Origin of the sequence: Amycolatopsis sp. NBRC 101858, from assembly GCF_030269325.1 — a bacterium.
GTDB classification, from domain to species: domain Bacteria; phylum Actinomycetota; class Actinomycetes; order Mycobacteriales; family Pseudonocardiaceae; genus Amycolatopsis; species Amycolatopsis ponsaeliensis.
The window spans coordinates 483,635-505,906 of the sequence record NZ_BSTD01000005.1 but is presented as its reverse complement, the minus strand read 5'-3'; the positions used below and the strand labels follow the sequence as shown (position 1 = coordinate 505,906).

Here is a 22,272-nt window from a genome sequence, read left to right as displayed (position 1 = left end):
GCTCAACCACCCGGGGCCGGGACCCATGGTGATTCCCCCGCGATCCTCCTCCCGCAAGGATCTGCGCTTCGTAACACTGCGTGCAACACCTCGGCCACTCTGAATCGATACTCCTCGGCGTGTCCTGGGCGCAGATCGGCCATGACCAGGGCTGCGGGCCACAAAAGTGAAAGGAGTTCGCATTCCTCGGCCGTCGCCATTGCCTTTCCGACAAGGCCGTCCGAAATGTTCTGGTGATCGGGCGCCCCGGCGGCGCGCAAGGCCACGGCCAGCACTATCCCGGATTTCACGGTGTGCCGCCGCGCACCGCGGGCCTGGGCCGTTTCGAAAGCGCGCTCGGCGTGCGGCACGGCGGCGGCGCCCTGACCTGCGGCGAGCTCGATCTCGGCGCCGACCCAGCCACCGCGGACCCGGGCCCGCCAGCCGGCGTCCTCGGCCGTTGCACGCTCCGCGAGCCTCCGGGCGGCCCGGAGGCGCCCGAGGGCGAGGTTGTCGGCGGCCAGGCCGAGCAGGGCGTCGGCCCGCGCGCCTGCCGCGTCGAGGCCGTCGGGGTCCGGGTCGCTCGCTCGGCCGGCGGCTTTCGCGAAGGCCTCGCCGTCGAGGGCACGGGCCTGCCGGTGCCCGCCCAGCTGCCGCCGGTGGGCGGCGAGGGTGCTGGCGGCGAGGGAGGCGTGGAGAGGGTCGCCCGCCCGCCTGAGGACGTCCAGGAGCGCCGCGGCGGCCGCGTACCGCCCCTGGGCGCCGAGCACGATCGCGGCCAGCAGCCGCGCCCTGGGGGTACCGGCACCGCGCACGACGGCGGGATCGGGCAGCGGGTCGCTGCCGAACGCGGCGGCCCGGAGGGCGGGTTCGTGCACCCGTCCTTTCTAGCGGTTACCACCGACAAGATCAGGATCCTCGCCGAACTCGCGACCGAGGCGGGCCCCGACCAGGACGTGCTCGATGCGGTCCGCGGCCCCCGGCAGGTCCGCCAGCAGCTCCACCTTGTCGGGCAGCCCCGCCGGGTCCCACCCCGGCCCGCACGCGAACAGCCGGCTCCGCTGCCTCCCCCGCGACACCCGCGCGAACAACCTGGTGTCCGCCACCCCGCGCCGGTGCGCCCAGAGCACCACCGCCGCCGGGGCGCTGCGGCGGACCGCCACCGCCAGCACCTCCGCCGGCAGCGGTACCCCGAACAGCTGCGCCCCGATGCCGCGGCCGGCCAGCGACGCCGCCAGTGCGTACATCGGCATCGAGTCGCGCTCTTCCGGGACGCACCCCAGCAGCACCGGGCGCGTGTTGCGCGGCTCGTCGAGCACCGGGGTCGCCCGGACCAGCGCCGCGAACACGCACTCCGCCAGCAGGTACTCGACCTCCGCGCCGGCACTCGCGCCGCGCCAGCGGGCCCCCAGCGCCGACAGCACCGGCTCGACCACGCCCGTCCACGCCGGGAGGACGCCGAGCTCGGTGATCGTGTCCGCGAGCATGCGCTGGACCGCGCCCACGTCCATCGCGAGCGCCGCCGTGCTCAGCCTGCGGGCCAGGCGGGAACGGACCTCGAGGCCGTCGTCGGCGCCGGACACCCCCGGGGGCTCGTCGGGCTCCTCCGGCTGGGGCGGGCCGGAGCGCGGCATCTGCTCGAGGGCGTAGCGCGCGGCTTCGGCCGTCGACGCCCCGCTCAGGAGAGCGCGCTGCATGAGTTCCAGCCGGCCGATGTCAGAGCTGCCGTAGCGGCGGTGGCGGCCGTCGGTGTGCCGGCTCGGGCCGAGCCCGTAGCGGCGGTCCCAGGTTCGGAGGGTGGACGGCGCGACCCCGAGCCGGCGGGCGACCGAGGCCACCGGCAGGGTGGGTTCTTCGGTACCCGACCCAGCTCCCACGAGCCTCAATATCCAGGCACCCAGCGCGGTCGGCAACCGGAGGCGAAACCCCTGCTCACACATCCGGGGGATGCCTAACGGCTGAATCGAACCGAATCGCTTGAACAACTATTGGCGCGCTTCTAACGTTACCGCCGTTGCACCGAATGGAGTATCGGCACCACAGCAGAGCAGCTAGCGGCATCGACCGATTGACGGAGGCGGTCAGGATGGCAGACACGCGCAGGCTCCCAGGACCCAACGCCGACATGTGGGACTGGCAGCTCGAAGGGTCGTGCCGGGGGATGGACAGCGCGTCCTTCTTTCACCCGGACGGCGAGCGCGGCCCGGCGCGGGCACGGCGGGAGGCCAGGGCTAAGGCGGTCTGCCTGAGCTGCCCCGTCCTGGAGATGTGCCGCAGCCACGCATTGGCGGTGCACGAGCCCTACGGCATCTGGGGCGGGCTCTCGGAGTCCGAACGCGAGCACCTCATCAAGTCCGACAAACGCGCGCTCAGCATGTCCGGCGGCTGAGCGCCCCACAGACATCGGAGGGCGGCACCGGGTGGGGTGCCGCCCTCCGTGCTTTCCAGGCTCCGGACGTGAAGCGGGGCGGCACTCCCGAAGGAGTACCGCCCCGCTTCTCGGTCAAATCAGTGCGAGTGGCCGTGGCCCGCCGCGGCGGGCTCTTCCTCGACCGGCTTCTCGACGACCGACGACTCCGTCGTCAGCACGAGCCGCGCGATCGAAGCGGCGTTCGCCACCGCGGACCGGGTCACCTTGACCGGGTCGACGATGCCGGCGGCCAGCAGGTCGGTCAGCTCGCCGGTGGCGGCGTTGAAGCCGTGGCCCCAGCTCTGCTCCCGGACCTTGTTGACGATGACCGCGCCCTCGTGGCCCGCGTTGGTCGCGATCCAGAACAGCGGGGCCGACAGCGCGTCGCGCACGATGCGGACACCGGTCGCTTCGTCGCCTTCGAGGCCGAGGCCGTCTTCGAGCTCCTTGACCGCGTGCACCAGCGCCGAGCCGCCACCGGGCAGGATGCCCTCCTCGACGGCCGCCTTGGTCGAAGCCACGGCGTCCTCGATGCGGTGCTTGCGCTCGTTGAGCTCGGTCTCGGTGGCCGCACCGACCCGGATCACCGCGACGCCGCCGCCGAGCTTCGCGAGCCGCTCCTGCAGCTTCTCGCGGTCCCAGTCGGAGTCGGTCGTCTCGATCTCCTTGCGGATCTGCGCGACCCGCCCGGCGATGGCGTCCTTGGAGCCGTCACCGTCGACGATCGTGGTGTCGTCCTTGGTGACGACGATGCGGCGGGCCTTGCCCAGCGCGCCGAGGTCGACGTCGGCCAGCTTGCGGCCGATCTCCGCGGAGATGACCTCGCCGCCGGTGACGACCGCGAGGTCGTCCAGGAACGCCTTGCGGCGGTCGCCGAAGAACGGCGCCTTGACCGCGACGGCGGTGATCGTCTTGCGCAGCGAGTTCACCACGAGGGTGGACAGCGCTTCGCCGTCGACGTCCTCGGCGATGATGAGCAGCGGCTTCTTGGCCTCGACGACCTTCTCGAGGACCGGCAGCAGCTCGGCCAGCGACGAGACCTTCTCGCGGACGAGCAGGATGTAGGCGTCCTCGAGGATCGCCTTCTGCTCCTCCGGGTTGGTCGCGAAGTGCGCCGAGAGGAAACCCTTGTCGAACTGGACGCCCTCGGTGATCACCAGCTCGGTCGCCAGGGTCGACGACTCCTCGATGGTGATGACGCCGTCCTCGCCGACCTTCTCGACGGCTTCGCCGAGCAGGGCGCCGATGGTGGCGTCGCGGGAGGTGACGGTGCCGACCTGGGCGATGTTCTCGCGGCCCTTGACCGGGGTGGCCTTGGCCTTGAGGACCTCGATGACCTTCTCCGCGGCGGCCTCGATGCCACGGCCGATCGAAGTCGGGTTGGCGCCGGCCGCGACGTTGCGCAGGCCGACCTTGACCAGCGACTGCGCGAGCACGGTCGCGGTCGTGGTGCCGTCACCGGCGACGTCGTTGGTCTTGGTGGCGACGCTCTTGGCGAGCTGCGCGCCGAGGTTCTCGAACGGGTCGTCGAGCTCGATCTCCCGGGCGACGGTCACGCCGTCGAGGGTGATGGTCGGGCCGCCGAACTTCTTGTCGAGCACGACGTGACGACCGCGCGGGCCGAGGGTGACCTTGACCGCGTCGGCGAGCTTGTTCACCCCGCGCTCCAGCGCGCGACGAGCGTCCTCGTCGAAACTGATCTGCTTGGGCATAGCGTGTTCCGCTTACCTTTCTTTGAACGCAAGAACGCCCCGCTCCCCGGCGTTGTGCGGGGCCCGGGGCGTCATGCGCTGCGAGCGGACGTCAGTTGATGACGGCCAGCACGTCGCGGGCGGACAGGATGAGGTAGTCCTCACCGTTGTACTTGACCTCGGTGCCGCCGTACTTCGAGTAGATGACGACGTCACCGACGTTCACGTCCAGCGGGACGCGGTTGCCCTTGTCGTCGATCCGGCCCGGGCCCACGGCCAGAACCTTGCCCTCCTGGGGCTTCTCCTTGGCGGTGTCGGGGATGACGAGACCGGAAGCGGTCGTCTCCTCGGCCTCACTCGTCTGGACAACGATCTTGTCCTCGAGCGGCTTGATGTTCACGCTCACCGGGTTGACCTCCACGGTCGTCGAAAGCGTCGGCAGGATGTATTACGGCTCATACCACCCCCGCCGTCGCGGGTGCCGGGGCTGTCGGGCCGTGCGATTAGCACTCTAGCCACGTGAGTGCCAGTCGTGCAAGGAGGGTCCACCCGACGTGCGGAAAAGCCTCGCCCGACGACCTGACCGGCAGTTTTGTTCCGCAAGCCCGGCACGCAAGGACAAGCACCGCCCAGACGGCCTGGACCTCCCCCGCCCCTCGTCCCAGCCGCAGTCAGCACCGGAGAGCCGGGGTCAAGGGTGAGCGAAGCTCATCGCGAAGCGACGCCGAAGGCGCCCTTGAGGCCGACTCTCCTGTGCTGAACAATCGAAGACGAGGAGCGGTCACCGCCCTTACCCCCGGCGTGAGTTTCTGGTTAGGTTCTCACCACCTGGCACCAGAACCCTGGGGGTTTATGCCCATGTCAACCCGTCCCCTGACAAGATCCGCGGCGCTCATCACCGCCGCCGGACTGATCACCGCACTGGCCACTCCGGCCCAAGCCGACACCACCAGCGAGCGCCAACGCGACTTCGCGGCCGCGGCGTCCGAGTTCGGCGTCCCGCAGAACGTCCTCCTCGGCGTCTCCTACCTCGAATCCCGCTGGGACTTCAACGCGGGAACGCCCAGCACCTCCGCCGGCTACGGCCCGATGCACCTCACCGACGTGCGCGAGGCCGGGGTGGCGACCAGCCACCACGACGAAGGCACCGAGGACCCGCGCGGCGACGACGCCCGCCCGGCACTGCACCCGCAGGCCGGGCCCGCCGCCCCGCCGCAGGGGCTGCAGACGATCGACGAAGCCGCGCAGCTCACCGGCCAAAACGCCGAGACGCTGCGGACCGACCCCACCCAGAACATCCGGGGCGGCGCAGCTCTCCTCGCGAAGTACCACGCCGGCCAGACCGACTGGTACGACGCGGTCGCCCGGTACAGCGGGTCCACCGGAGACGCCGCGCAGGCCTTCGCCGACGAGGTCTTCGACACCATCAAGACCGGCATGAGCCGCACCACCGACGACGGCCAGCAGGTCACCCTCGCCGCGTCCCCCGACGTGAAGACCCCGCAGCACCCCGGGAACCCGGCGAACGTCGAGTGCCCGCGGACCGTGGCCTGCGAGTCCGTTCCCGCTCCCTACCAGGAGCTGCCGAACGACGACTACGGCAACCACGACCTGGCCAACCGGCCGGTCAGCCAGAAGATCGACCACATCGTCATCCACGACACCGAGGGCTACTGGGACAGCGTCCTCAAGCTCGCGCAGGACCCGACGTACGTCAGCTGGCACTACACCATCCGCTCCAACGACGGCCTGATCGCGCAGCACGTGCCGACCAAGGACGTCGCCTGGCACGCCGGCAACTGGTACGTCAACGCGAAGTCCATCGGCATCGAGCACGAGGGCTTCGCCGCGAAGGGCACCTGGTACACCGAGGCGATGTACCGGTCGAGCTCGAAGCTCGTCGGCTACCTCGCGCGCAAGTACGGCATCCCGCTCGACCGGGCGCACATCATCGGCCACGACAACGTCCCGGGCACGGTCCCGTCGACCATCGCCGGAATGCACTGGGACCCGGGGCCCTACTGGGACTGGTCGCACTACTTCGACCTGCTGGGCGCGCCGCTCGGCGGGTTCGGGCTGCCCGGCTCGTCGCTGGTCACCATCGACCCGGACTTCGCGAAGAACCAGCCGGTCTTCACCGGCTGCGACACCGCCGGAACGCCTTGCGCGCCCAGGGGTTCCGAGGCCGTCGTGCTGCACTCGGAGCCCAGTGAGACGTCACCGCTGCTCGTCGACATCGGCCTGCACCCGAAGGGCACGGCGTCCACGATGGACGTCTCCGACGTCGGCAGCCGCGTCGCGACCGGGCAGCAGTACGCCGTCGCCGAAGTCCGCGGTGACTGGACCGCGATCTGGTACCTCGGGCAGAAGGGCTGGTTCCACAACCCGCGCGGCGCCCGCGTCGCCAAGCCCGCGATCGGCTGGGTCGTGACGCCGAAGCCCGGCCTCGCGACCGTGCCCGTCTACGGCCGCGCCTACCCCGAGCCCGAGGCCTACCCGGCGAACGTCACCGTGCAGGCCATCACGCCGCTGCCGTACACGCTGGCAGCCGGGCAGAAGTACTCCTCGGCCGGCACGGTCGGCTCGGAGTACTACTCGGCGACCACGTTCGACGTGGCCGACCACGTGGTCGTGAAGGGCAAGCTGAGGTACGTCCAGATCCAGTTCGGGCACCGGATCGCGTTCGTCAAGGCGGACGACGTCCGGATCGTCCCGGCGTTCTGACCGGAAGCGGAGGTCGCGCTCACGCGTCGAGCGCGACCTTCGCCCCGGCCGCCTGTTCGGTGTTGCGGCGGGTCTTCGCCCAGCCGTTGCGGCCGCGGACGAGCCGGAACAAGGCCCGCCACGACGTCACGTAGAACGTGTAGATGTACGCCGCGTAGGCGAAGCCCATCCCGATCCCGCGCAGGATGTTCTTGCTGCGCAAGCACTTCAGCTGGTAGATCGGGCCCCAGACGAGGAACGGCAGCAGCCCGAACGAGCCGTAGATGGCGAAGAGGATCCACGCGCCGCCGGTGAACCACGTCCACATCTGCGCCGGATCGCCCGCCGTGCTCGCCACCAGCAGGATGAACGGGATCGGGTACAGCAGCGAGCCGAGCAGCTGCAGCCACGGCTGGGCCAGGTAGTACATCATCTCCGCGGCGCCGAGCGTGCTGACGTGCGGCGAGTCCCAGATCCGCCGCAGGTAGCGCGCGCACTGCATGGTGCCCTGGCCCCACCTCGTGCGCTGCACCAGGAACCGCCGCAGGCTGTACAGACCTTCCTGCGCCACATGGGAATCCGGCGTGAACCCGGTGCGCCAGCCCTCGGTCAGCAGGTGGACGCCGAGCTCGAAGTCCTCCAGCAGCGAGCCGCGCCACGGCTGTTCGTCCGGGCCGGCGATCGAGTCGAGCGCGGTGAGCCGGGTGAACTGGCCGTTGCCGCCCATGGAGATCGTGCCGGTGAAACCACGGGACGTCTGGATCGCCGCGATCGCCGTCCGGAACTCGAGGTCCTGCAGCTGGGCGAGCTTGAGGCCGAACCAGCGCCCGACCGGGTTGCGCGACGGCGGTGGCGTCTCGACGTTGCTCATCCAGACGTCGAGCTGGACCGCGCCGATCTCCGCGTCGCCGAAGAGGTGGTCCGCCGCGCAGACCTCCAGGCAGTTCGGGGCCGGGCGGCCGTCGGCGTCGACCACCACGACCACGACGTCGTCGCGGGCCGCTTCCGGGCCCATCCAGTCGTTCAGGGCCCGGTAGGCCGCGTTGAGCGCGTCCCCCTTGCCGGTGCGGGCCTCGGGCCGGACGCGCGGCACGAGGTGCAGGTACGGGTCGTAGCCGCCGTGCCGCCGCCACAGCATCCGGACGACGCGGGCGGTGCGGTCGTCGGAGTCGTCGTCGACGACCCAGACGTGCGCCTTGCGGAACGTCGTGCGCAGGTAGCGGATGGTCTCGCGGATGACGGACTCTTCGTCGCGGCACGGCACGAAGAAGTGCCACGTGAAGTCCGCCGGGTCGCCCACCGGGGCCGGCTTGCGGCGCAGGTACGGCACGACGATCAGGACGACGTACACCAGGAACGCCACGCTCATCGTCAGCGCGAACGCCTGCGTGATCGCCAGCAGGACCTTGACGCTCATGCCTTCTTCTTCCGCGTGGCCAGCCAGACGAACAGGACGAGCGAGACGGCGCCGCCGAGCACGCTGACCATCGAGCCGAGCAGGGTGTGGCCCCAGTAGTAGCCCTCGTCGGTGCCGAACTCGTGCACCAGCCCGACGATCGTGAGAATGCGCAGCTGATTCACCAGCACGACGACGAGCGCGGAAATGCCGAGGGAAAAGAGGAGCCGCTTCGCATTGGCGGGCCGGAAGTACAGCATCGCCATCGTCACAACGAGCAGTGGCAGCAAAAGGAACGCCGAGGAACATTCCGGCGTCATTCTCAACCCGAACGGAGTAGCGCCACTCAACCCAAAGTAAACGGACTCCCGATCGGGCGCCACATAAACACCCGATGTAGTGATCACGTCGAGGATTGCGCCGGCGAGGCGCACTTCCAGTTCGCGGTAGAACCGCTCGGCCAGCACCAGCGCGGCCCCCGCGGCGGCCAGCGCACCGAGCGCGATGACCAGCGGAAACTTCGCCATGCCTGAGTTCGGAGCGCTCGCTACGGCCACGACGGTCCTCTCGGTGTCGATTCTTCGATCAAGCTGCGGACCCCGGGCGAGCGTAAGTCATGACGGGCCCGCCGTTCCACCCGGAGGTGGGGTTTGAGCGGCCATTCGGCAGTTTCGGCCGCGAACTTGCTAGGCCGTCCGAGTGACGTCGGATTCGACCTGCGAAGACACCCGAAAGCACTACCCGATCCGGTGATCCACCAAATTTTGTGTGCTATTCGCGGCGGTCTTGGCGATAGTCGATTCGCGTGCCGAATCGAGGCAGGCAGGATCGATCCGCGCCCGTGGTCACGCTTTCACCCGGGAAACTCAGCGAATTCGGAGGATCAGTTGATGAAGAGCTCCCTCGTACGCCGTGGCGGGCTGCTCGCCGCGGTCGTGGCGAGCGTCGTGCTCGCCGGCGCGGCCCCCGCTTCGGCCGCCCCCGGCGACGGTTCCGCGTACGGCGTCAAGGTCGACGTGACGCTGCTCGGCCAGCCCGCGGTGAAGGTCGGCCCGCTCGCGGCCGCCAGCACCGCCGGGCCGACGACGAGCACGGTGGCCAGCGCGACCGCGGCCGGCATCCTGACCGCCGGCGTGATCACCGCCGAGGCCAAGCGCGACGACAACTCCGGCGCGGTGACGGCGAAGGCGACCACCGCCGACGTCGGCCTGCCGCTGCTCAAGGCCGCGCTCGGAAACGTCGGCGTGAAGTCCGTCGAAGCCGTCTGCACCGCCACCCAGGAGGGCGTGAAGGGCAGCAGCACGCTGGCCGACGCGAAGCTCGGCAGCATCGGCGCGGTCGACGCCAACCCGGCGCCGAACACCCAGATCAAGGTGGCCATCGGCGTGGTCAACGTCGCGACGATCATCCTCAACGAGCAGATCAAGAACGACGACGGCAGCCTCACCGTCAACGCCCTCCACGTGAAGCTGCTCGGCGGCGTCGTCGGCGCGCTCGGCTCGGGTGACGTGATCGTGTCGTCGGCGACCTGCGGCCCGGCCGCGCCGCCGATGCCGCTGGCGTCCGGCGCGGGGCTGTGGATCGGGCTCGGCCTGCTCGGCGCCATCGCGGTGCCGGTCGGGACGCGCATCCTCCGCCGCCGCTCCGCCCAGGTCTGAGCGAGGCCCGCATGTACAAGATGCCGGGCGCGGGCGTCGGCGTGGCCGGTGGCGGGGTGGGCACCCTCGCCGCCACCGGAGCCGACGTCGGGTGGTGGCTGGCCGTCGGCGTGCTCCTGGTCCTGCTCGGGACCATCGCGCTGATCGCCGTCCACCGCCGCAACCGCCGCCTTTCCCGGGCGCGGGACTGAGAAACGGCCGTCGGCGTGCGCCCCTCGCACGCCGGCGGCCTATCGGTGGAAATTTCCTGGACACTGGACTACGTGGAGAAGGAGCACCGCGGGGTGGATGTGATGTTGCTGGCCGGGACCCGCCCGGAAGCGCTCAAGCTCGCGCCGCTGGCACTGGCCATGGACGCGCACCCGGCCCTGCGGCCGATCCTGGTCCACAGCGGGCAGCACGCGGGCATGGTCGAGCAGGCTCTGTCGCCGTTCGGCCTGGTCGCGGACGCGTGGCTGGACGTGCCGCCGCGCGTGACCGGCGGCCAGGCGGAGCTCGTCGCGGGCCTGCTGCCGGCCCTCGACGACGCGCTGCGCCGGTTCGCCCCGGCCGCGCTCGTCGTGCAGGGCGACACCACGACGACGCTCGCCGGCGCGCTGGCCGCGTTCTGGCTGGGCATCCCGGTGGTGCACCTCGAAGCCGGGCTGCGCACGCACGACCTCACCGCGCCGTTCCCGGAGGAGGGCGCGCGGCAGATGGTGTCCCGCCTGGCGGCGCTGCACCTGGCCCCGACGCTCCGTGCGGCGGCCGAACTGCGCTCGGAAGGCGTTGCGCGGCAACGGATCGCGGTCACGGGCAACACGGTGGTCGACGCGGTGCTGGAGATCGCGGCGCGCGACCTCCCGGCGCGCGACACGGCGCTGGCGTTGCTGGAGATGGAGATCGCGGAGGCGGGCGAGCGGCTGGTGCTCGTGACGTCGCACCGGCGCGAGTCGTGGGGTGAGCCGCTGGAGCGGACGCTGGCCGCGGTGCAGCTGATCGTCGCCGAGCACCCGGACGTGCAGGTGCTGTTCCCGGCGCACCCGAACCCGCAGGTCCGCGGCCAGGTGGAGGCCGCGCTGGAGGGCGTGCCGCGCGTGACCGTGACGGACCCGCTGGAGTACCCGGACCTGGTCCGCGCGCTGCGGCTGGCGTCGCTGGTGCTGACGGATTCGGGCGGCATCCAGGAGGAGGCGCCGACGTTCGGCACACCGGTGCTGGTCCTGCGCGACGTCACCGAGCGGGTCGAGGTCGTGGAGGCGGGGTGCGCGTGGCTGGTGGGCACGGACACGGAACTGATCGCCGACACGGCCGCGCGGTTGCTGAACGGCGAACTACGCCCGGCGCAGGTCGGAAACCCTTACGGCGAAGGCGATGCGGCAGCCTTGGCGGTCGCGGCGATCGAGGAGCTCCTGGGCGTCGGCTCCCCGGCCCACAAGCACGCCGCGGCTTCCTAGGCGCGCCAGCGACATCTGCTCCATTCGAGTGAACCTGAAGAGCCGTGTGAAAATCAGCCTCCTCTCGCGGCTATGAGGTGGAACTGGATGGCGTGGTGACCGGGAGGCCAAGGTGCGGGGAACGACGAGCGACGACAAACATCGGCAGGTGCCACGCGAGACGCGGCCGGCCGGGTCCGCCGAGTCGGAAGCCAAAGCCGAGCCTCACGTCCGGGCGAACGTGCCGCCCGAGACCGCAGCACTGCTCAAGTCGGCCCAACAGGACTATGTGACGCTCTCGGCGCGGTGGCGGCTCGAGCAGCTCATCAGCAGAACACAGGACTTGACTCCGACGCTTCAGCTCCTGACCGACCGGATTTCGAGCTTCGCTCTCAGCCCGGACCACCCACCGGCGCAGCGGACCGCCTTCGAACTCGCCATCCCTGATATGGCTCAGGCTCAGGCACACGTCGTGAAAGCCACGGAGTCGTTCAGAACGGCGGCGATGGAGCTGTCCCAAAGTCTGCGGGAACAGGATCCGGAGATCCTGGTCGGCCGGTACTCACGGGTGCCACCGTGGATCGCGCCGCTGCTGCAGCCCCACCGCACTCGGGCAACTGAAGCACTCCAGCTCGCCGTGACCCGGAGGAGCGCGGCGGCACTCCGGTGCGCTCCCGACTCAACGGACCTGGACGGAAAGCTCCTGTACCGGCTCTTCCTGCTCGCCGCGGAGCGTGCGCGACAGACCTACCTCAACAGCAGTGGTGGCCACTCGGCACTGGCGGACTTCGCTTTCGGCTGGCTGGGCTTCAAGCCACAACCCCAGCTGCGAGCAGCCACCCTGGAAGCGGTCGCCGACGTACTCCTCAAGTACGCGGAGGGAAAACTGCCCCCCATCACCGCCGAAGACTACGACGAAGTGCTAAGGGCCTTCCGCGCCGACGTTTCCACGACCCGAAGTGCGTGGAAAGCCGAGTCGCAGCACGAGATCGGCGGACGGCCGATCTCGAGTCTAGACGAGTTGATCACGTTGGCGGACGGGCGAGTGATCCGTCGCGTCGAAACGCTGACCGGCTTCGCCGGCGTCGAGGAGAGCATCGTCAGCCGCGACACCGTCCGCGGTGTTCGGCAGATTCTCACCCCTCAGCAGCGGCGGATCGTTTGGCGAGTTTCCGAGGGCATGACCTGGACCGAATCGGCCCGGCTCGAGAACTTGAGTGACTCCGAGGCTGCCGCCCTGCTTCGCCGGCTCAAGCGAACCATCCGAACCCAGCAGCGCCGCGACCGGAAGCAGGACGGATGAGCTCCGCCTCAGTTGCCGCGCGGCTGATCATCTACGGCGCCCTGGTGCTACCGCTACTGATCTTCACTCTGGCTCTGGTGCCGGCGTTGACTGTGCTGCCGTTCCTCTCGGCCGACCGCGGCCAGCGGATCGCGGATCTCGTGACCTTGCTCCGGCAGTGGCACGTCGATCTCCTCGACCGCCTGCGGCTGCCGCGGAGCCGAGGGGCAGGTGGCTAGAGCGAAACCACGCTCACCGGGAGGGCCGGGTTCGCGCTGAAGTCCAGCGGCGCCGTCGGGCGTTTGGCTGCCACCACGTGTGCGCCCAGTGCCGCGATCATCGCGCCGTTGTCCGTGCACAGCCGTGGCCGCGGCACGCGCAGCTCGATGCCCGCCGCCGCGCAGCGCTCGGCCGCCAGGGACGACAGCCGCGAGTTCGCCGCCACGCCACCCGAAATCACGATCGTGCCGATCCCCTGCTCCTTGGCCGCTCGGATCGCCTTCATCGTCAGCACGTCCGCGACGGCCTCCTGGAACGACGCCGCGACGTCGTCCACCGGGATCTCCTCGCCGCGCCGCGTCGCGCCTTCGACCCAGCGCGCCACCGACGTCTTCAAGCCGGAGAACGAGAAGTCGTTCTTCGCGTCGCGCGGGCCGGTCATGCCGCGCGGGAAGGCGATCGCGGCCGGGTTGCCGTTCTTCGCCGCCTTGTCGATCGGCGGCCCGCCCGGGTACGGCAGGCCGAGGACCCGCGCCACCTTGTCGTACGCCTCGCCGGCCGCGTCGTCCACAGTGGACCCCAGCTCGGTGATCGACGACGCGATGTCGTCGACGCGCAGCAGCTGCGTGTGCCCACCCGAGACCAGCAGCGCCAGGCACGGCGTCGGCAACGGCCCGTGCTGCAGCGTGTCCACGGCGATGTGCCCGGCCAGGTGGTTGACGCCGTAGAGCGGCACGTCCAGCGCCGTCGCGTACGCCTTCGCCGCGGAGACGCCGACGAGGAGCGCGCCGGCCAGGCCCGGCCCCGCCGTCACCGCGATGGCGTCCACATCGGACAGTTTCAGGCCCGCCTTCTCGAAGGCGCGCGAAGTCGTCGGGACCATCGCTTCGAGGTGCGCCCGGCTCGCGACCTCGGGCACCACGCCGCCGAAGCGGGCGTGCTGCTCGACGCTGGAGGCGACCTCGTCGGCGAGCAGCTCGACCGCGCCGTCGTCGTGCAGGCGGACCAGGCCGACGCCGGTCTCGTCGCACGAGCTCTCGATGCCCATGATGATGCGCGACATCAGCCCGCCACCTCGTCTCGCGTCCGCGCCGGGCGGACCATCGTGTACGCGTCGGCGCCGGAAGGCTGGTAGTAGCGCTTCCGGATGCCGAGCCGTTCGAAGCCGTGGCTCTCGTACAGCGCGAGAGCCGAGTCGTTGTCCGTGCGGACCTCGAGGAACACCGGCGCCTCGAACTCGTCGGCCCGCTCCAGCAGCGCCCGCAGCAGCGCCTTGCCGATGCCCTGGCGCTGGTGCTCGGGCGCGACGCCGATCGTGTGCACGGTCGCCTCGTACTCGCCGCGGCGGCGCCCGACGACGGCCAGCCCGGCGTACCCGAGCAGCTCGTCGGTCTCGTCCGGGCGCGCGGCGAGGTAGAAGTTGCCCATGTCCAGCTCGGAATGGAAGGCGCGCGCGCTCCACGGGTCGTCGCCGGGGAAGAGGATCTGCTCGATCTCGACGCACCGGGCGATGTCCCGGCGGCGCAGCGGCTCGAGTCTCACGGCGCGGTCACCCGTTTCGGCGCGGCGGGCTCGGCGGCGTCGGGACGCCGCAGGTACAGCGGCGTCAGCGGCGCCGGCGTTTCCTTCGCCAGCAACGCGCTCCGCGCGGCCTTCACCAGCCCGGCGGGCGACGGGAAACGCGGCTCGATCGGCTGGACGTCGAGCGCGGCGGTGTACAGCACCGCGCCGTCGCCGGCCGCGACCTTGATGTCCGTTTCCAGGTCGGCGGGACGCTGGACGTGCGGGCCGTCGGTGCGGTTGCCGGCGGCGTCGTAGGCGGCCCAGTAGACCTCGCGGCGGCGGGCGTCGGTGAGGACGAGGAAAGCGCTGTCGCCCGCGGCGACGTCGGCGGCCAGCGCGTCGAGGCTGCAGACCGGGTACACCGGCAGGCCGAGGGCGTGCCCGAGCGCGGCGGCGGTGGCCATCCCGGCACGCAGGCCGGTGAAGGGGCCGGGACCGACGCCGACGACGATCGCGTCGAGGTCCTTGAGCGACAGTCCGGCGGCCTCGGCGGCGGCCAGCGCGTGCGGCATGATCAGCTCGCCGTGGGCGCGGGGGTCCACTGTGACGCGCTCGCCGCGCGTCTCGACCCCGTCGCCGTCCACCGCGACGACGCCCGCGGTCACCGCCGGGGTCGAGGTATCGATCGCCAGTACCAACACGGTGAGCAAGCGTACGACCAGGGTCTTCGACGGCTTGCTGCAGGGGACCGATCAGCACGGTAACGTGCGAGACGCGTCCGACACTGGGAGGTCCCCGCGGTGCCCGACCCGTTGTTCCCCACTCTCACGTCAGGTTCGGGCAAAGAAGCCCTCAGGTTCGGCGAACAAGCCTTGACCTACGAGGAGCTCGCCGCAGTGGCCGGCGGTCTCGCGGCCGAGCTGCCACGCGGCCGGGTCGCGGTCTGGGCGACCCCGACCATCCACACGAGCGTCGCCGTCGTCGCCGCGCTGCTGGCCGGTGTGCCGGCCGTGCCGCTCAACCCGAAGATCGGCGAGCGTGAGCTGGCGCACATCCTCGCCGACAGCGAGCCGCAGCTGGTCCTCGCCGAACCCGGCGTCGAGCTGCCCGCGGGGCTGGCGGACCTCCCCCGGCTCGACATCCCGCTGACCGGCGCGGGTGCGGAACTCGCGCCGGAGCCGGACCCCGAGGCGCCCGCGCTGATCGTCTACACCTCGGGCACCACCGGGCCGCCGAAGGGCGTCGTCCTCCCCCGCCGGTCGATCGCGACGACGCTCGACGCGCTCGAGGACGCCTGGGGCTGGACCGACGGCGACGTCCTGGTGCACGCGCTCCCGCTGTTCCACGTGCACGGCCTGATCCTCGGCATCCTCGGCCCGCTGCGCCGCGGCGGCTCGGTGCACCACCTCGGCCGGTTCTCGACCGAGGGCGTCGCGCGCGAACTGGCGGCCGGCGCGACCATGCTGTTCGGCGTCCCGACGATGTACCACCGGATCGCCGGCGAGGTCGCCACGGACGCAGCCCTGGCGGACGCCCTGAAGGGTGCGCGGCTCCTGGTTTCCGGGTCCGCGGCCCTGCCGGTGCACGACCACCAGCGGATCACCGCGGCGACCGGCCAGCAGGTCGTCGAGCGCTACGGCATGACCGAGACGCTGATGAACACGAGCGTCCGCGCGGACGGCGAGCGCAAGCCCGGCACGGTCGGCGTCCCCCTGCGTGGCGTCGAACTCCGGCTGGTCGGCGACGCCGGGGAGGCGATCGACGACGTCGAGACCGTCGGCGAGATCCAGGTGCGCGGGCCCAACCTGTTCACCGAGTACCTCAACCGCCCGGACGCGACCGAAGCCGCGTTCGACGGCGGCTGGTTCCGCACCGGCGACATGGCCACGCGCGACACCGACGGGTACGTGAAGATCGTCGGGCGCAAGGCGACCGACCTGATCAAGAGCGGCGGCTACAAGATCGGCGCCGGCGAGATCGAGAACGCGCTGCTCGAACACCCCGGCGTCGCGGAGGCGGCCGTCACCGGCGAGCCGGACGACGACCTCGGCGAACGGATCGTCGCGTGGATCGTGCCCTCCGGCGAGCCGCCCGCGGCCGACGAGCTGGCCGACCACGTCGCGAAGCTGCTCGCGCCGCACAAGCGCCCGCGGGTCGTCCGGTACCTGGACGCGTTGCCGCGCAACGACATGGGCAAGGTCATGAAGCGGGCGCTCGGTGACTAGGCAGCCGGCGCGCGAGATCGTCGGCGCGATCGCCAACGACTTCGTGGAATTCCCGACGCCGTTGCGTGACGAGCCGGCCGACGGGCCGATCGGCTGGCCCGGCTACCGCGAAGCACGCTCCGCCGCCGAAGAGCGCACGGGTGAGAAGGAGTCCGTCGTCTGCGGGACGGCGAAGGTCGGTGACGTCGAGGCCGTGCTGGTCGCGTTCGAGTTCGGGTTCCTCGGGGGCTCGCTCGGGCAGCGCACCGGCGACCGGATCGAGGCGGCGTTCGCGCACGCGCGCGATGCGCGGCTGCCGGTGGTTTCGCTGATTTCGACCGGTGGCAGCCGCATGCAGCAGGGCATGCGCGCGTTGATGCAGCTGCAGCGGGTGGCACGGGCGTCGGCGCTGACGCGGGCGTCGGGCATCCCGCAGATCTCGGTGCTGCGCGACCCGACGACCGGCGGCGGCTGGGCGACGCTCGGCGCGAGCGCCGACGTCATCCTCGCACTGCCGGAGGCGCAGGTCGGCTTCGCCGGTTCGCGGGTGCGGCCGGCCGGTTCGCCCGAGGCGTACACGGCGGAGGCCAAGTACGAGTGGGGTCAGGTCGACGCTCTGGTGTCGCCCGACGAACTCGGCGCCGTGCTGGAGCGGTGGTTGCGGCTGCTGACGGCTCGTTCCTCGGCGGCGGCTCCCCCGCCGTCCGCACTGCGCTCGGCTTCGCTGCCGTCGACGGGCTGGGAGGCGGTCGAGGCGGCACGGTCCCCGCGCCGGCCGCGGGCCGTCGAGTACCTCGACGCGTACTTCGACTGGCGCTCGGACGTCAGCGGCGACCGCGCGGGCGGCGTCGACTCCGGGGTGTCGTGCGGCTTCGGCTGGCGCGACGGCCGGACGATCGCGTACGCGGCCCAGTGCGGCACACCGACGTTGCCGGCGGGCTTCCGGACGGCGGCGCGGCTGGTCAAGCTGGCTTCGCGGCTGGGCATCCCGGTGCTGACCCTGGTCGACACGCCGGGCGCGGCCAACGACGCGGCAGCGGAGCAGGCGGGCGCGGGCGGCGCGATCGCGGCGATGTTCGAAGCGGTCGCGACGGCATCGATCCCGGTGACGACACTGGTGATCGGCGAAGGCGGCTCGGGCGGCGCGCTGGCGTTCGCGGCACAAGGGTCGACGTGGGTGGCACCGGACGCGTACTTCTCGGTGACGTCCCCGGAGGCCGCGGCGGCGATCCTGAAGCGGCCGGCTTCGGAGGTCCCGGCCATCGCGAACCAGCTGCACCTGCGGCCCCAGGACCTGGTGGACCTGGGCGTGGCGCGGGCGGTGGTCAGCCCGGCCGGTTAGCGACCAGCTCCTCCAGCCAGCGCACGACCTCGTTTTCGTCGTTCGTCGGGCCGTCGGCACGCAGCTCGCGGATCCGGTGCTGCAGTGCCAAGCCCGGCACCTTCCCGGAGAAGAACAGCACCGGACCGTCGTACCCTTCGCGGCGGAAGCTGCCCAGGTCGTCGATACCCGCGTCGTCGTCGGTGCCCCGCCGGAAGTCCGACAGCAGCGCGTCCGGGCGCCGGCGGTCGAGCGCCTCCCAGGCTTCGGCCCAGCCGACCGCGATGTCGACCTGGACGCCGCTCGAAACGAGGAAGTCGGCCAGGCCGCGGTTGTTCGGCGGCTGGTCGTCGACCCACAGGATCCGAAGGCCGCGCAGGGCCGACCGCGCCGGCTCACCCACCGGGAGGCGGACGCGGCCGGACCGCCGGGACGCCATCGGCCGAACGAGGAGCGGCACCGGTGGCCGGTCGTCCGGCACCTGGGTCACCGCGAGCGGTCGGCGTTGCAGCTGTTCCAGCACGCTCTCGGTGGCCCGGCCGAAGCTTTCCAGCAACGCCACGAAGTCCCGGTCCCCGGCGAGGGCCGGGAACTCGGGCGGCAGCTGCCCCTCCAGCTCGTGCAGCTCGTCCGGTCCGCCTTGGGGCGGCCGCAGCCCCTTCGAGCCGAACAACGCCGCCCAATCGGCGGGGGTCACCGTGCCGCCTTGCTTCACCTCCGTGCGGAAGTCCTTGTACGCCAGGAACTCGGTGACCAGGCCGAGGTGACGGGGGTTGGTCAGCCGGCGGTAGAAGGCCGGGTAGAAGTGCTGGAGCATGATCACCTTGACCAGGTTCTCCAGCCCGATCGCGTCCCAGGAGCGGTTGAGGTGGTACTCCAGCACGAAGCTGTTGATCAGCCGCTTGATCCGGCGCGGGTTGCGACCGGACCGCTCGATGATCAGGTCCTTCAGCGGCTTGTCGAACAACCCGCTCGTCTTCGACCGGTCGAGGTAGCCGTCCACGAGCTTCAGCGCCTGCTCCGGTGACGGCGCCGGGATGCGGTAGCTGATCTGGACGATCTTCTCCAGGTACTCCACCGCCGCCGCGGGATCGCCGACGCCCGCGGACTCCTGGACCGCTCGCCACAGCGCGCTCTGGTCGCACGCCAGCACGAAGACGATGCCCGGCACGTCGAGGTAGAGCTTGATCGCCTCGCACACCTCGACGACGCGTTCACTCGCGCACCGGTCCAGGTCGTCGACGAACACCACCAGCAGCCGCCCGCCCGGCGTGCCGCTCTTCGCCAGCCACGCCCCGAACGCGTCACGCAGGACGCCCTTGATCTGGTTGCGGGCCTGGGCGTCGAGCGACATGCGCTGCCACACCTCGTCGACGACCCGGCCGAGGCCGAAGAAACTGCCCGCCAGCAGCACCAGCCCGCGCACCCCGCCGAGCAGGTGGGCGCGCTTCGCCATCGAGCGCAGGACCCGCCGGATGACGTTGCGGTCGAAGCCCAGCAGCACCGACTTGATCAGGCCTTCCAGCGCGCTGGCCTTGCCGGACGTCCACGCGTTGAACCACACCGTCGACACCGCGGCCTCGGCGGCGAGCGTCGTCTCCAGCCGGTGCAGGAGGCTGCTCTTGCCCATCCCCCACGCCGCGTCGACGGACAGGGTGAACGGCGCCGACTCCCGCGAATCGACGATGAGACCGGCGAGCCCCTGCGCGACCTGGGTGATCTTGAGCAGGTCCTCGTCCGCGCCGTCCCCCAACGGCGCGTCGTTCAGCACGACGAACTGTCGTGCCGGGCTCACGCGCGGATCAGCTCCGGCGTCCGGTCGGCCCACGAGCCGTGCGGTTCGAGCGTCACCTCGCGGACGTCGTCCTCGCGGCGGTCCAGCCGGACCACCAGGTAGTCCGCCGACAGCCGCTCCGCCGAACCCTCGCCCCACTCGACCACGATCGCCGAACGCTCGAGGTCCGTGTCCAGGTCGAGGTCGTCCAGCTGGGACAGGTCGCCGCCCAGGCGGTACGCGTCCACGTGGACCAGCGGCACCCCCGCCGGGCCCGCCGGGTGGACGCGGGCCAGGACGAACGTCGGTGAGCTGACGCGCCCGCCCACGCCGAGGCCGTCCGCGATGCCGCGGGTCAGCGTCGTCTTGCCCGCGCCCAGAGGCCCGGCGAGCAACACCAGGTCACCCGCTCGCAGAGAACGGCCCAGTGACCGCCCGAACTCCATCGTGTCGTCGGGGGTCGGAAAAACGAACGTCAACGCTGCCACCACCAGGTTCGCCGGGACGAGTTTTCGCCGTCCGCACCGGAACAGCGTTGCAGGAGATCGATCAGATGGCTGTTCACCAGCTCGGGCTGCTCGAGCTGGACCATGTGGCCGGCGCCGCGGACGCGCACCAGCTCCGCGTCGGGCAGCTCGGCCGCGATCCGCTCGGCGTGCGAGAACGGCGTGAACCGGTCCGAATCACCGCCGATGACCAGCACTTCCGCGTGCTTCAGCCCGGCCAGCGCAGCGTACCGGTTGTGGCTGCCGAGTGTGTCGACGAAGTTGACGAGCCCGCGGACCGGCGTCACCTCGAGCATTTCGAGCATGAAGTCGACGAGCCGCGGCGCGACGTCGCGGCTGCCGAACGCCAGCCGGCGCACGGCCTGGCGCGTCAGCTGCCCGCCCGCGGCGCGGACGAACTCCACCAGCCCGGGCTGCCAGCCGGCGAGACCGCCGGCGGCGCGCGTCAGCGGGTTGTACTTCGAGAGCAGCGAACGCGGCAACCCGCGTGCGCCCACTTCGCCCGCCGCGGTCGCGATGAAGGCGACGCCCTCGACGCGCTCTTCGAACAGCTCGGGGAACTCGGCGGCCAGCTCCATGATCACCATGCCGCCCATCGAGTGCCCGATCAGCACGATGGGCCCGTCCGGCACCACGGACCGCAGCACGACGTCGAGGTCGCGCGCCAGCTGCTCGATCGTCGAGTTCTCCGCGGACGCCGCACCGGACAGGCCGTGGCCGCGGTGGTCGTAGTAGACCTGACGCACGCGAGGCAGGCGAAGCGTCGCGAGGTCGCGACGCTGGAAGTGCCAGCAGCGCCGCGAAAGCGCGAAGCCGTGCACGCCCACGACAGTCAGTTCAGGCTTGCCGCCGTCCTCCGGGTCGATCTCCTCGACCGAAAGCGGCGTGCCGTCCTCGGCCGCGACCGTGGAAGTGCGGTCCGGCTTCAGCTCCCCCAGCGGCTCGTCCACGTACGGATCCTCACTGTGCCGCCGCTGCTGCGCGGCGACGATTGCGGCGGCGGCAGTCCCGGTGGCGATGGCCCCGACCCCGCCGGCGATGGCCAGCAGTCGACGTGAAGGTGTCACGAGCGCTCTCCCAGATACCGGCGCCGGACCCGCGGGCGGTACATCGAGGTGACGATCTCGTAGTCGATGGTGCCCAGCTTGTCGGCCCATTCCCGGGCGGTCGGCTCGCCGTTCGCCCCCGGGCCGAACAGGACGACCTCGTCGCCGACGGCCGGCTCGAAGTCCCCGCAGTCGACCACCAGCTGGTCCATGCAGACGCGCCCGGCGACCGGCCGCCGCTGCCCGCCCAGCCAGACGTCCATCCGGCCGGACAGCGACCGCGGGACGCCGTCGGCGTACCCGGCCGGCACCAGCGCGAGGTTCGTGTCGCGCGACGCCGTCCAGGTGTGCCCGTAGGACACCGATTCACCGGCTTCGACGCGCTTGACCAGCGCGACCGCGGACCGGAACCTCATGGCCGGGCGCAGGTCTTCGGCCTGCGGCACCGGGTTGAGCCCGTACATCGCGATCCCGGGCCGGACGACGTCGAAGTGCAGGTCCGGCCGGGTGAGCAGGGCCGCGGAGTTCGCGAGGTGCCGCTTCGGGTCGAGCCCGGCCGCGCGGGCGACGTCGTAGGCCTCGGCGAACCGCTTGGCCTGGAGGTCGGTCGCCGGGTGGTCCGGCTCGTCCGCGCACGCGAGGTGGGACCAGATCGCGACGACTTCGACCCGCGGTTCGGCGGCCGCCGCTTCCACCAGCTCGGCCCAGCGGGCGGGCGGGCAGCCGTTGCGCGAGAGCCCGGTGTCGATCTTGAGGTGCACACGAGCTGGGGTACCCGCTGTCGCGGCGGCCGCGATGCGGCGTAGCTCACCCAGCGAACTCGCTGCGAGGTCGACGTTCGCCTCGATCCCCGCGGCGAAGTCGACCTCGGGAACGTCCAGCCAGCTGAACAGGCGGGTCGTGATCCCGGCTTCACGCAGCGCGAGGGCCTCGCCGAGCGAGCAGGTGCCGAGCCAGCCGGCGCCGGCCTCGACCGCGGCGCGCGCCACCGGCAGCGCGCCGTGGCCGTAGGCGTCGGCCTTCACCACGGCCATCACTTCGGAACCGGGCGCGCGGGCGCCCAGCAGGATGAGGTTGTGGCGGATCGCGTCGAGGTCGATGTCGACCTGGGCGCGGGGGCTGCGCTCATGGGGAAAACTGGAGGACATAGCGCCCTCCAGTTTCC

The 22,272-nt window shown here is 71.4% G+C and carries 22 protein-coding genes; 9 read left to right on the top strand and 13 right to left on the bottom strand.

Annotation, left to right across the window (positions count from 1 at the left end; translation table 11 throughout):
* Window positions 1-2 precede the first annotated feature (2 nt).
* The gene (locus QSK39_RS36520; RefSeq protein WP_285482386.1) at window positions 3-857 is read right to left on the bottom strand and encodes a hypothetical protein; all 855 of its coding nucleotides are present in this window, start codon (window positions 855-857) and stop codon (window positions 3-5) included.
* A 9-nt stretch (window positions 858-866) separates the two neighbouring features.
* Window positions 867-1,856, bottom strand: coding sequence for a MerR family transcriptional regulator (locus tag QSK39_RS36515; protein ID WP_285482385.1), 990 nt, complete (start codon window positions 1,854-1,856; stop codon window positions 867-869).
* Window positions 1,857-2,065: 209 nt separating this feature from the next.
* On the opposite strand from QSK39_RS36515, the gene QSK39_RS36510 reads away from it, so the two are divergent.
* Entirely contained in the window at window positions 2,066-2,368 is a 303-nt protein-coding gene (locus QSK39_RS36510; protein ID WP_043792619.1) for a WhiB family transcriptional regulator, read from the top strand.
* Window positions 2,369-2,487: 119 nt separating this feature from the next.
* Here the strand turns inward: QSK39_RS36510 and groL are convergent, their stop codons facing one another.
* Entirely contained in the window at window positions 2,488-4,101 is a 1,614-nt protein-coding gene (gene groL / locus QSK39_RS36505; protein ID WP_285482384.1) for a chaperonin GroEL, read from the bottom strand.
* 91 nt (window positions 4,102-4,192) lie between these two features.
* Complete coding sequence (gene groES, locus QSK39_RS36500) at window positions 4,193-4,486, bottom strand: co-chaperone GroES (RefSeq protein ID WP_004559922.1); 294 nt, start codon at window positions 4,484-4,486, stop codon at window positions 4,193-4,195.
* Window positions 4,487-4,932: 446 nt separating this feature from the next.
* On the opposite strand from groES, the gene QSK39_RS36495 reads away from it, so the two are divergent.
* Window positions 4,933-6,804, top strand: coding sequence for an N-acetylmuramoyl-L-alanine amidase (locus QSK39_RS36495; RefSeq protein ID WP_285482383.1), 1,872 nt, complete (start codon window positions 4,933-4,935; stop codon window positions 6,802-6,804).
* 19 nt (window positions 6,805-6,823) lie between these two features.
* Here the strand turns inward: QSK39_RS36495 and QSK39_RS36490 are convergent, their stop codons facing one another.
* A complete protein-coding gene (locus QSK39_RS36490; protein ID WP_285482382.1) occupies window positions 6,824-8,200 on the bottom strand; it encodes an XrtP-associated glycosyltransferase in 1,377 nt (458 codons plus the stop codon).
* Window positions 8,197-8,706: an exosortase P gene (xrtP, locus tag QSK39_RS36485; protein ID WP_285482381.1), complete on the bottom strand. Its 510-nt coding sequence runs from the start codon at window positions 8,704-8,706 to the stop codon at window positions 8,197-8,199. The genes QSK39_RS36490 and xrtP overlap by 4 nt, the downstream gene beginning before the upstream one ends.
* Window positions 8,707-9,069: 363 nt before the next feature.
* On the opposite strand from xrtP, the gene QSK39_RS36480 reads away from it, so the two are divergent.
* From QSK39_RS36480 to QSK39_RS36460, 5 genes are all read left to right on the top strand, one after another.
* A complete protein-coding gene (locus QSK39_RS36480) occupies window positions 9,070-9,837 on the top strand; it encodes a choice-of-anchor protein CoaP (protein ID WP_285482380.1) in 768 nt (255 codons plus the stop codon).
* Between the two features lie 11 nt (window positions 9,838-9,848).
* Window positions 9,849-10,028 (top strand): LAXTG motif-containing small protein, encoded by a 180-nt coding sequence (locus QSK39_RS36475; RefSeq protein WP_285482379.1) that lies wholly within the window; start codon window positions 9,849-9,851, stop codon window positions 10,026-10,028.
* A gap of 93 nt (window positions 10,029-10,121) precedes the next feature.
* Window positions 10,122-11,273, top strand: a complete 1,152-nt coding sequence (wecB, locus tag QSK39_RS36470) for a non-hydrolyzing UDP-N-acetylglucosamine 2-epimerase (RefSeq protein ID WP_285482849.1) — start codon at window positions 10,122-10,124, stop codon at window positions 11,271-11,273.
* A gap of 112 nt (window positions 11,274-11,385) precedes the next feature.
* Complete coding sequence (locus QSK39_RS36465) at window positions 11,386-12,555, top strand: hypothetical protein (RefSeq protein WP_285482378.1); 1,170 nt, start codon at window positions 11,386-11,388, stop codon at window positions 12,553-12,555.
* Complete coding sequence (locus QSK39_RS36460) at window positions 12,552-12,773, top strand: hypothetical protein (protein ID WP_285482377.1); 222 nt, start codon at window positions 12,552-12,554, stop codon at window positions 12,771-12,773. The genes QSK39_RS36465 and QSK39_RS36460 overlap by 4 nt, the downstream gene beginning before the upstream one ends.
* Here the strand turns inward: QSK39_RS36460 and tsaD are convergent.
* From tsaD to tsaB, 3 genes are read right to left on the bottom strand one after another with little or no spacing between them, the layout of a single operon-like run.
* Complete coding sequence (gene tsaD, locus QSK39_RS36455; RefSeq protein WP_285482376.1) at window positions 12,770-13,816, bottom strand: tRNA (adenosine(37)-N6)-threonylcarbamoyltransferase complex transferase subunit TsaD; 1,047 nt, start codon at window positions 13,814-13,816, stop codon at window positions 12,770-12,772. The genes QSK39_RS36460 and tsaD overlap by 4 nt on opposite strands.
* Window positions 13,816-14,295 carry a ribosomal protein S18-alanine N-acetyltransferase gene (gene rimI, locus QSK39_RS36450; protein WP_285482375.1) on the bottom strand — a complete coding sequence of 160 codons (480 nt, stop codon included), beginning with the start codon at window positions 14,293-14,295 and terminating at the stop codon, window positions 13,816-13,818. The genes tsaD and rimI overlap by 1 nt, the downstream gene beginning before the upstream one ends.
* Window positions 14,292-14,957: a tRNA (adenosine(37)-N6)-threonylcarbamoyltransferase complex dimerization subunit type 1 TsaB gene (gene tsaB / locus QSK39_RS36445; protein WP_285482374.1), complete on the bottom strand. Its 666-nt coding sequence runs from the start codon at window positions 14,955-14,957 to the stop codon at window positions 14,292-14,294. Before tsaB ends, rimI begins: the two co-directional genes overlap by 4 nt.
* A 99-nt stretch (window positions 14,958-15,056) precedes the next feature.
* On the opposite strand from tsaB, the gene QSK39_RS36440 reads away from it, so the two are divergent.
* Window positions 15,057-16,481, top strand: coding sequence for an acyl-CoA synthetase (locus QSK39_RS36440; RefSeq protein WP_285482373.1), 1,425 nt, complete (start codon window positions 15,057-15,059; stop codon window positions 16,479-16,481).
* Window positions 16,474-17,802: a carboxyl transferase domain-containing protein gene (locus QSK39_RS36435; RefSeq protein WP_285482372.1), complete on the top strand. Its 1,329-nt coding sequence runs from the start codon at window positions 16,474-16,476 to the stop codon at window positions 17,800-17,802. The genes QSK39_RS36440 and QSK39_RS36435 overlap by 8 nt, the downstream gene beginning before the upstream one ends.
* Here the strand turns inward: QSK39_RS36435 and QSK39_RS36430 are convergent.
* From QSK39_RS36430 to alr, 4 genes are read right to left on the bottom strand one after another with little or no spacing between them, the layout of a single operon-like run.
* Window positions 17,786-19,576, bottom strand: coding sequence for a KAP family P-loop NTPase fold protein (locus QSK39_RS36430; RefSeq protein WP_285482371.1), 1,791 nt, complete (start codon window positions 19,574-19,576; stop codon window positions 17,786-17,788). The two genes, QSK39_RS36435 and QSK39_RS36430, sit on opposite strands and share 17 nt — an antisense overlap.
* A complete protein-coding gene (gene tsaE, locus QSK39_RS36425; protein WP_285482370.1) occupies window positions 19,573-20,034 on the bottom strand; it encodes a tRNA (adenosine(37)-N6)-threonylcarbamoyltransferase complex ATPase subunit type 1 TsaE in 462 nt (153 codons plus the stop codon). Before tsaE ends, QSK39_RS36430 begins: the two co-directional genes overlap by 4 nt.
* Window positions 20,031-21,128 (bottom strand): alpha/beta fold hydrolase, encoded by a 1,098-nt coding sequence (locus QSK39_RS36420; RefSeq protein ID WP_285482369.1) that lies wholly within the window; start codon window positions 21,126-21,128, stop codon window positions 20,031-20,033. Before QSK39_RS36420 ends, tsaE begins: the two co-directional genes overlap by 4 nt.
* Window positions 21,125-22,255, bottom strand: coding sequence for an alanine racemase (gene alr / locus QSK39_RS36415; RefSeq protein WP_285482368.1), 1,131 nt, complete (start codon window positions 22,253-22,255; stop codon window positions 21,125-21,127). The genes QSK39_RS36420 and alr overlap by 4 nt, the downstream gene beginning before the upstream one ends.
* Window positions 22,256-22,272 lie beyond the last annotated feature (17 nt).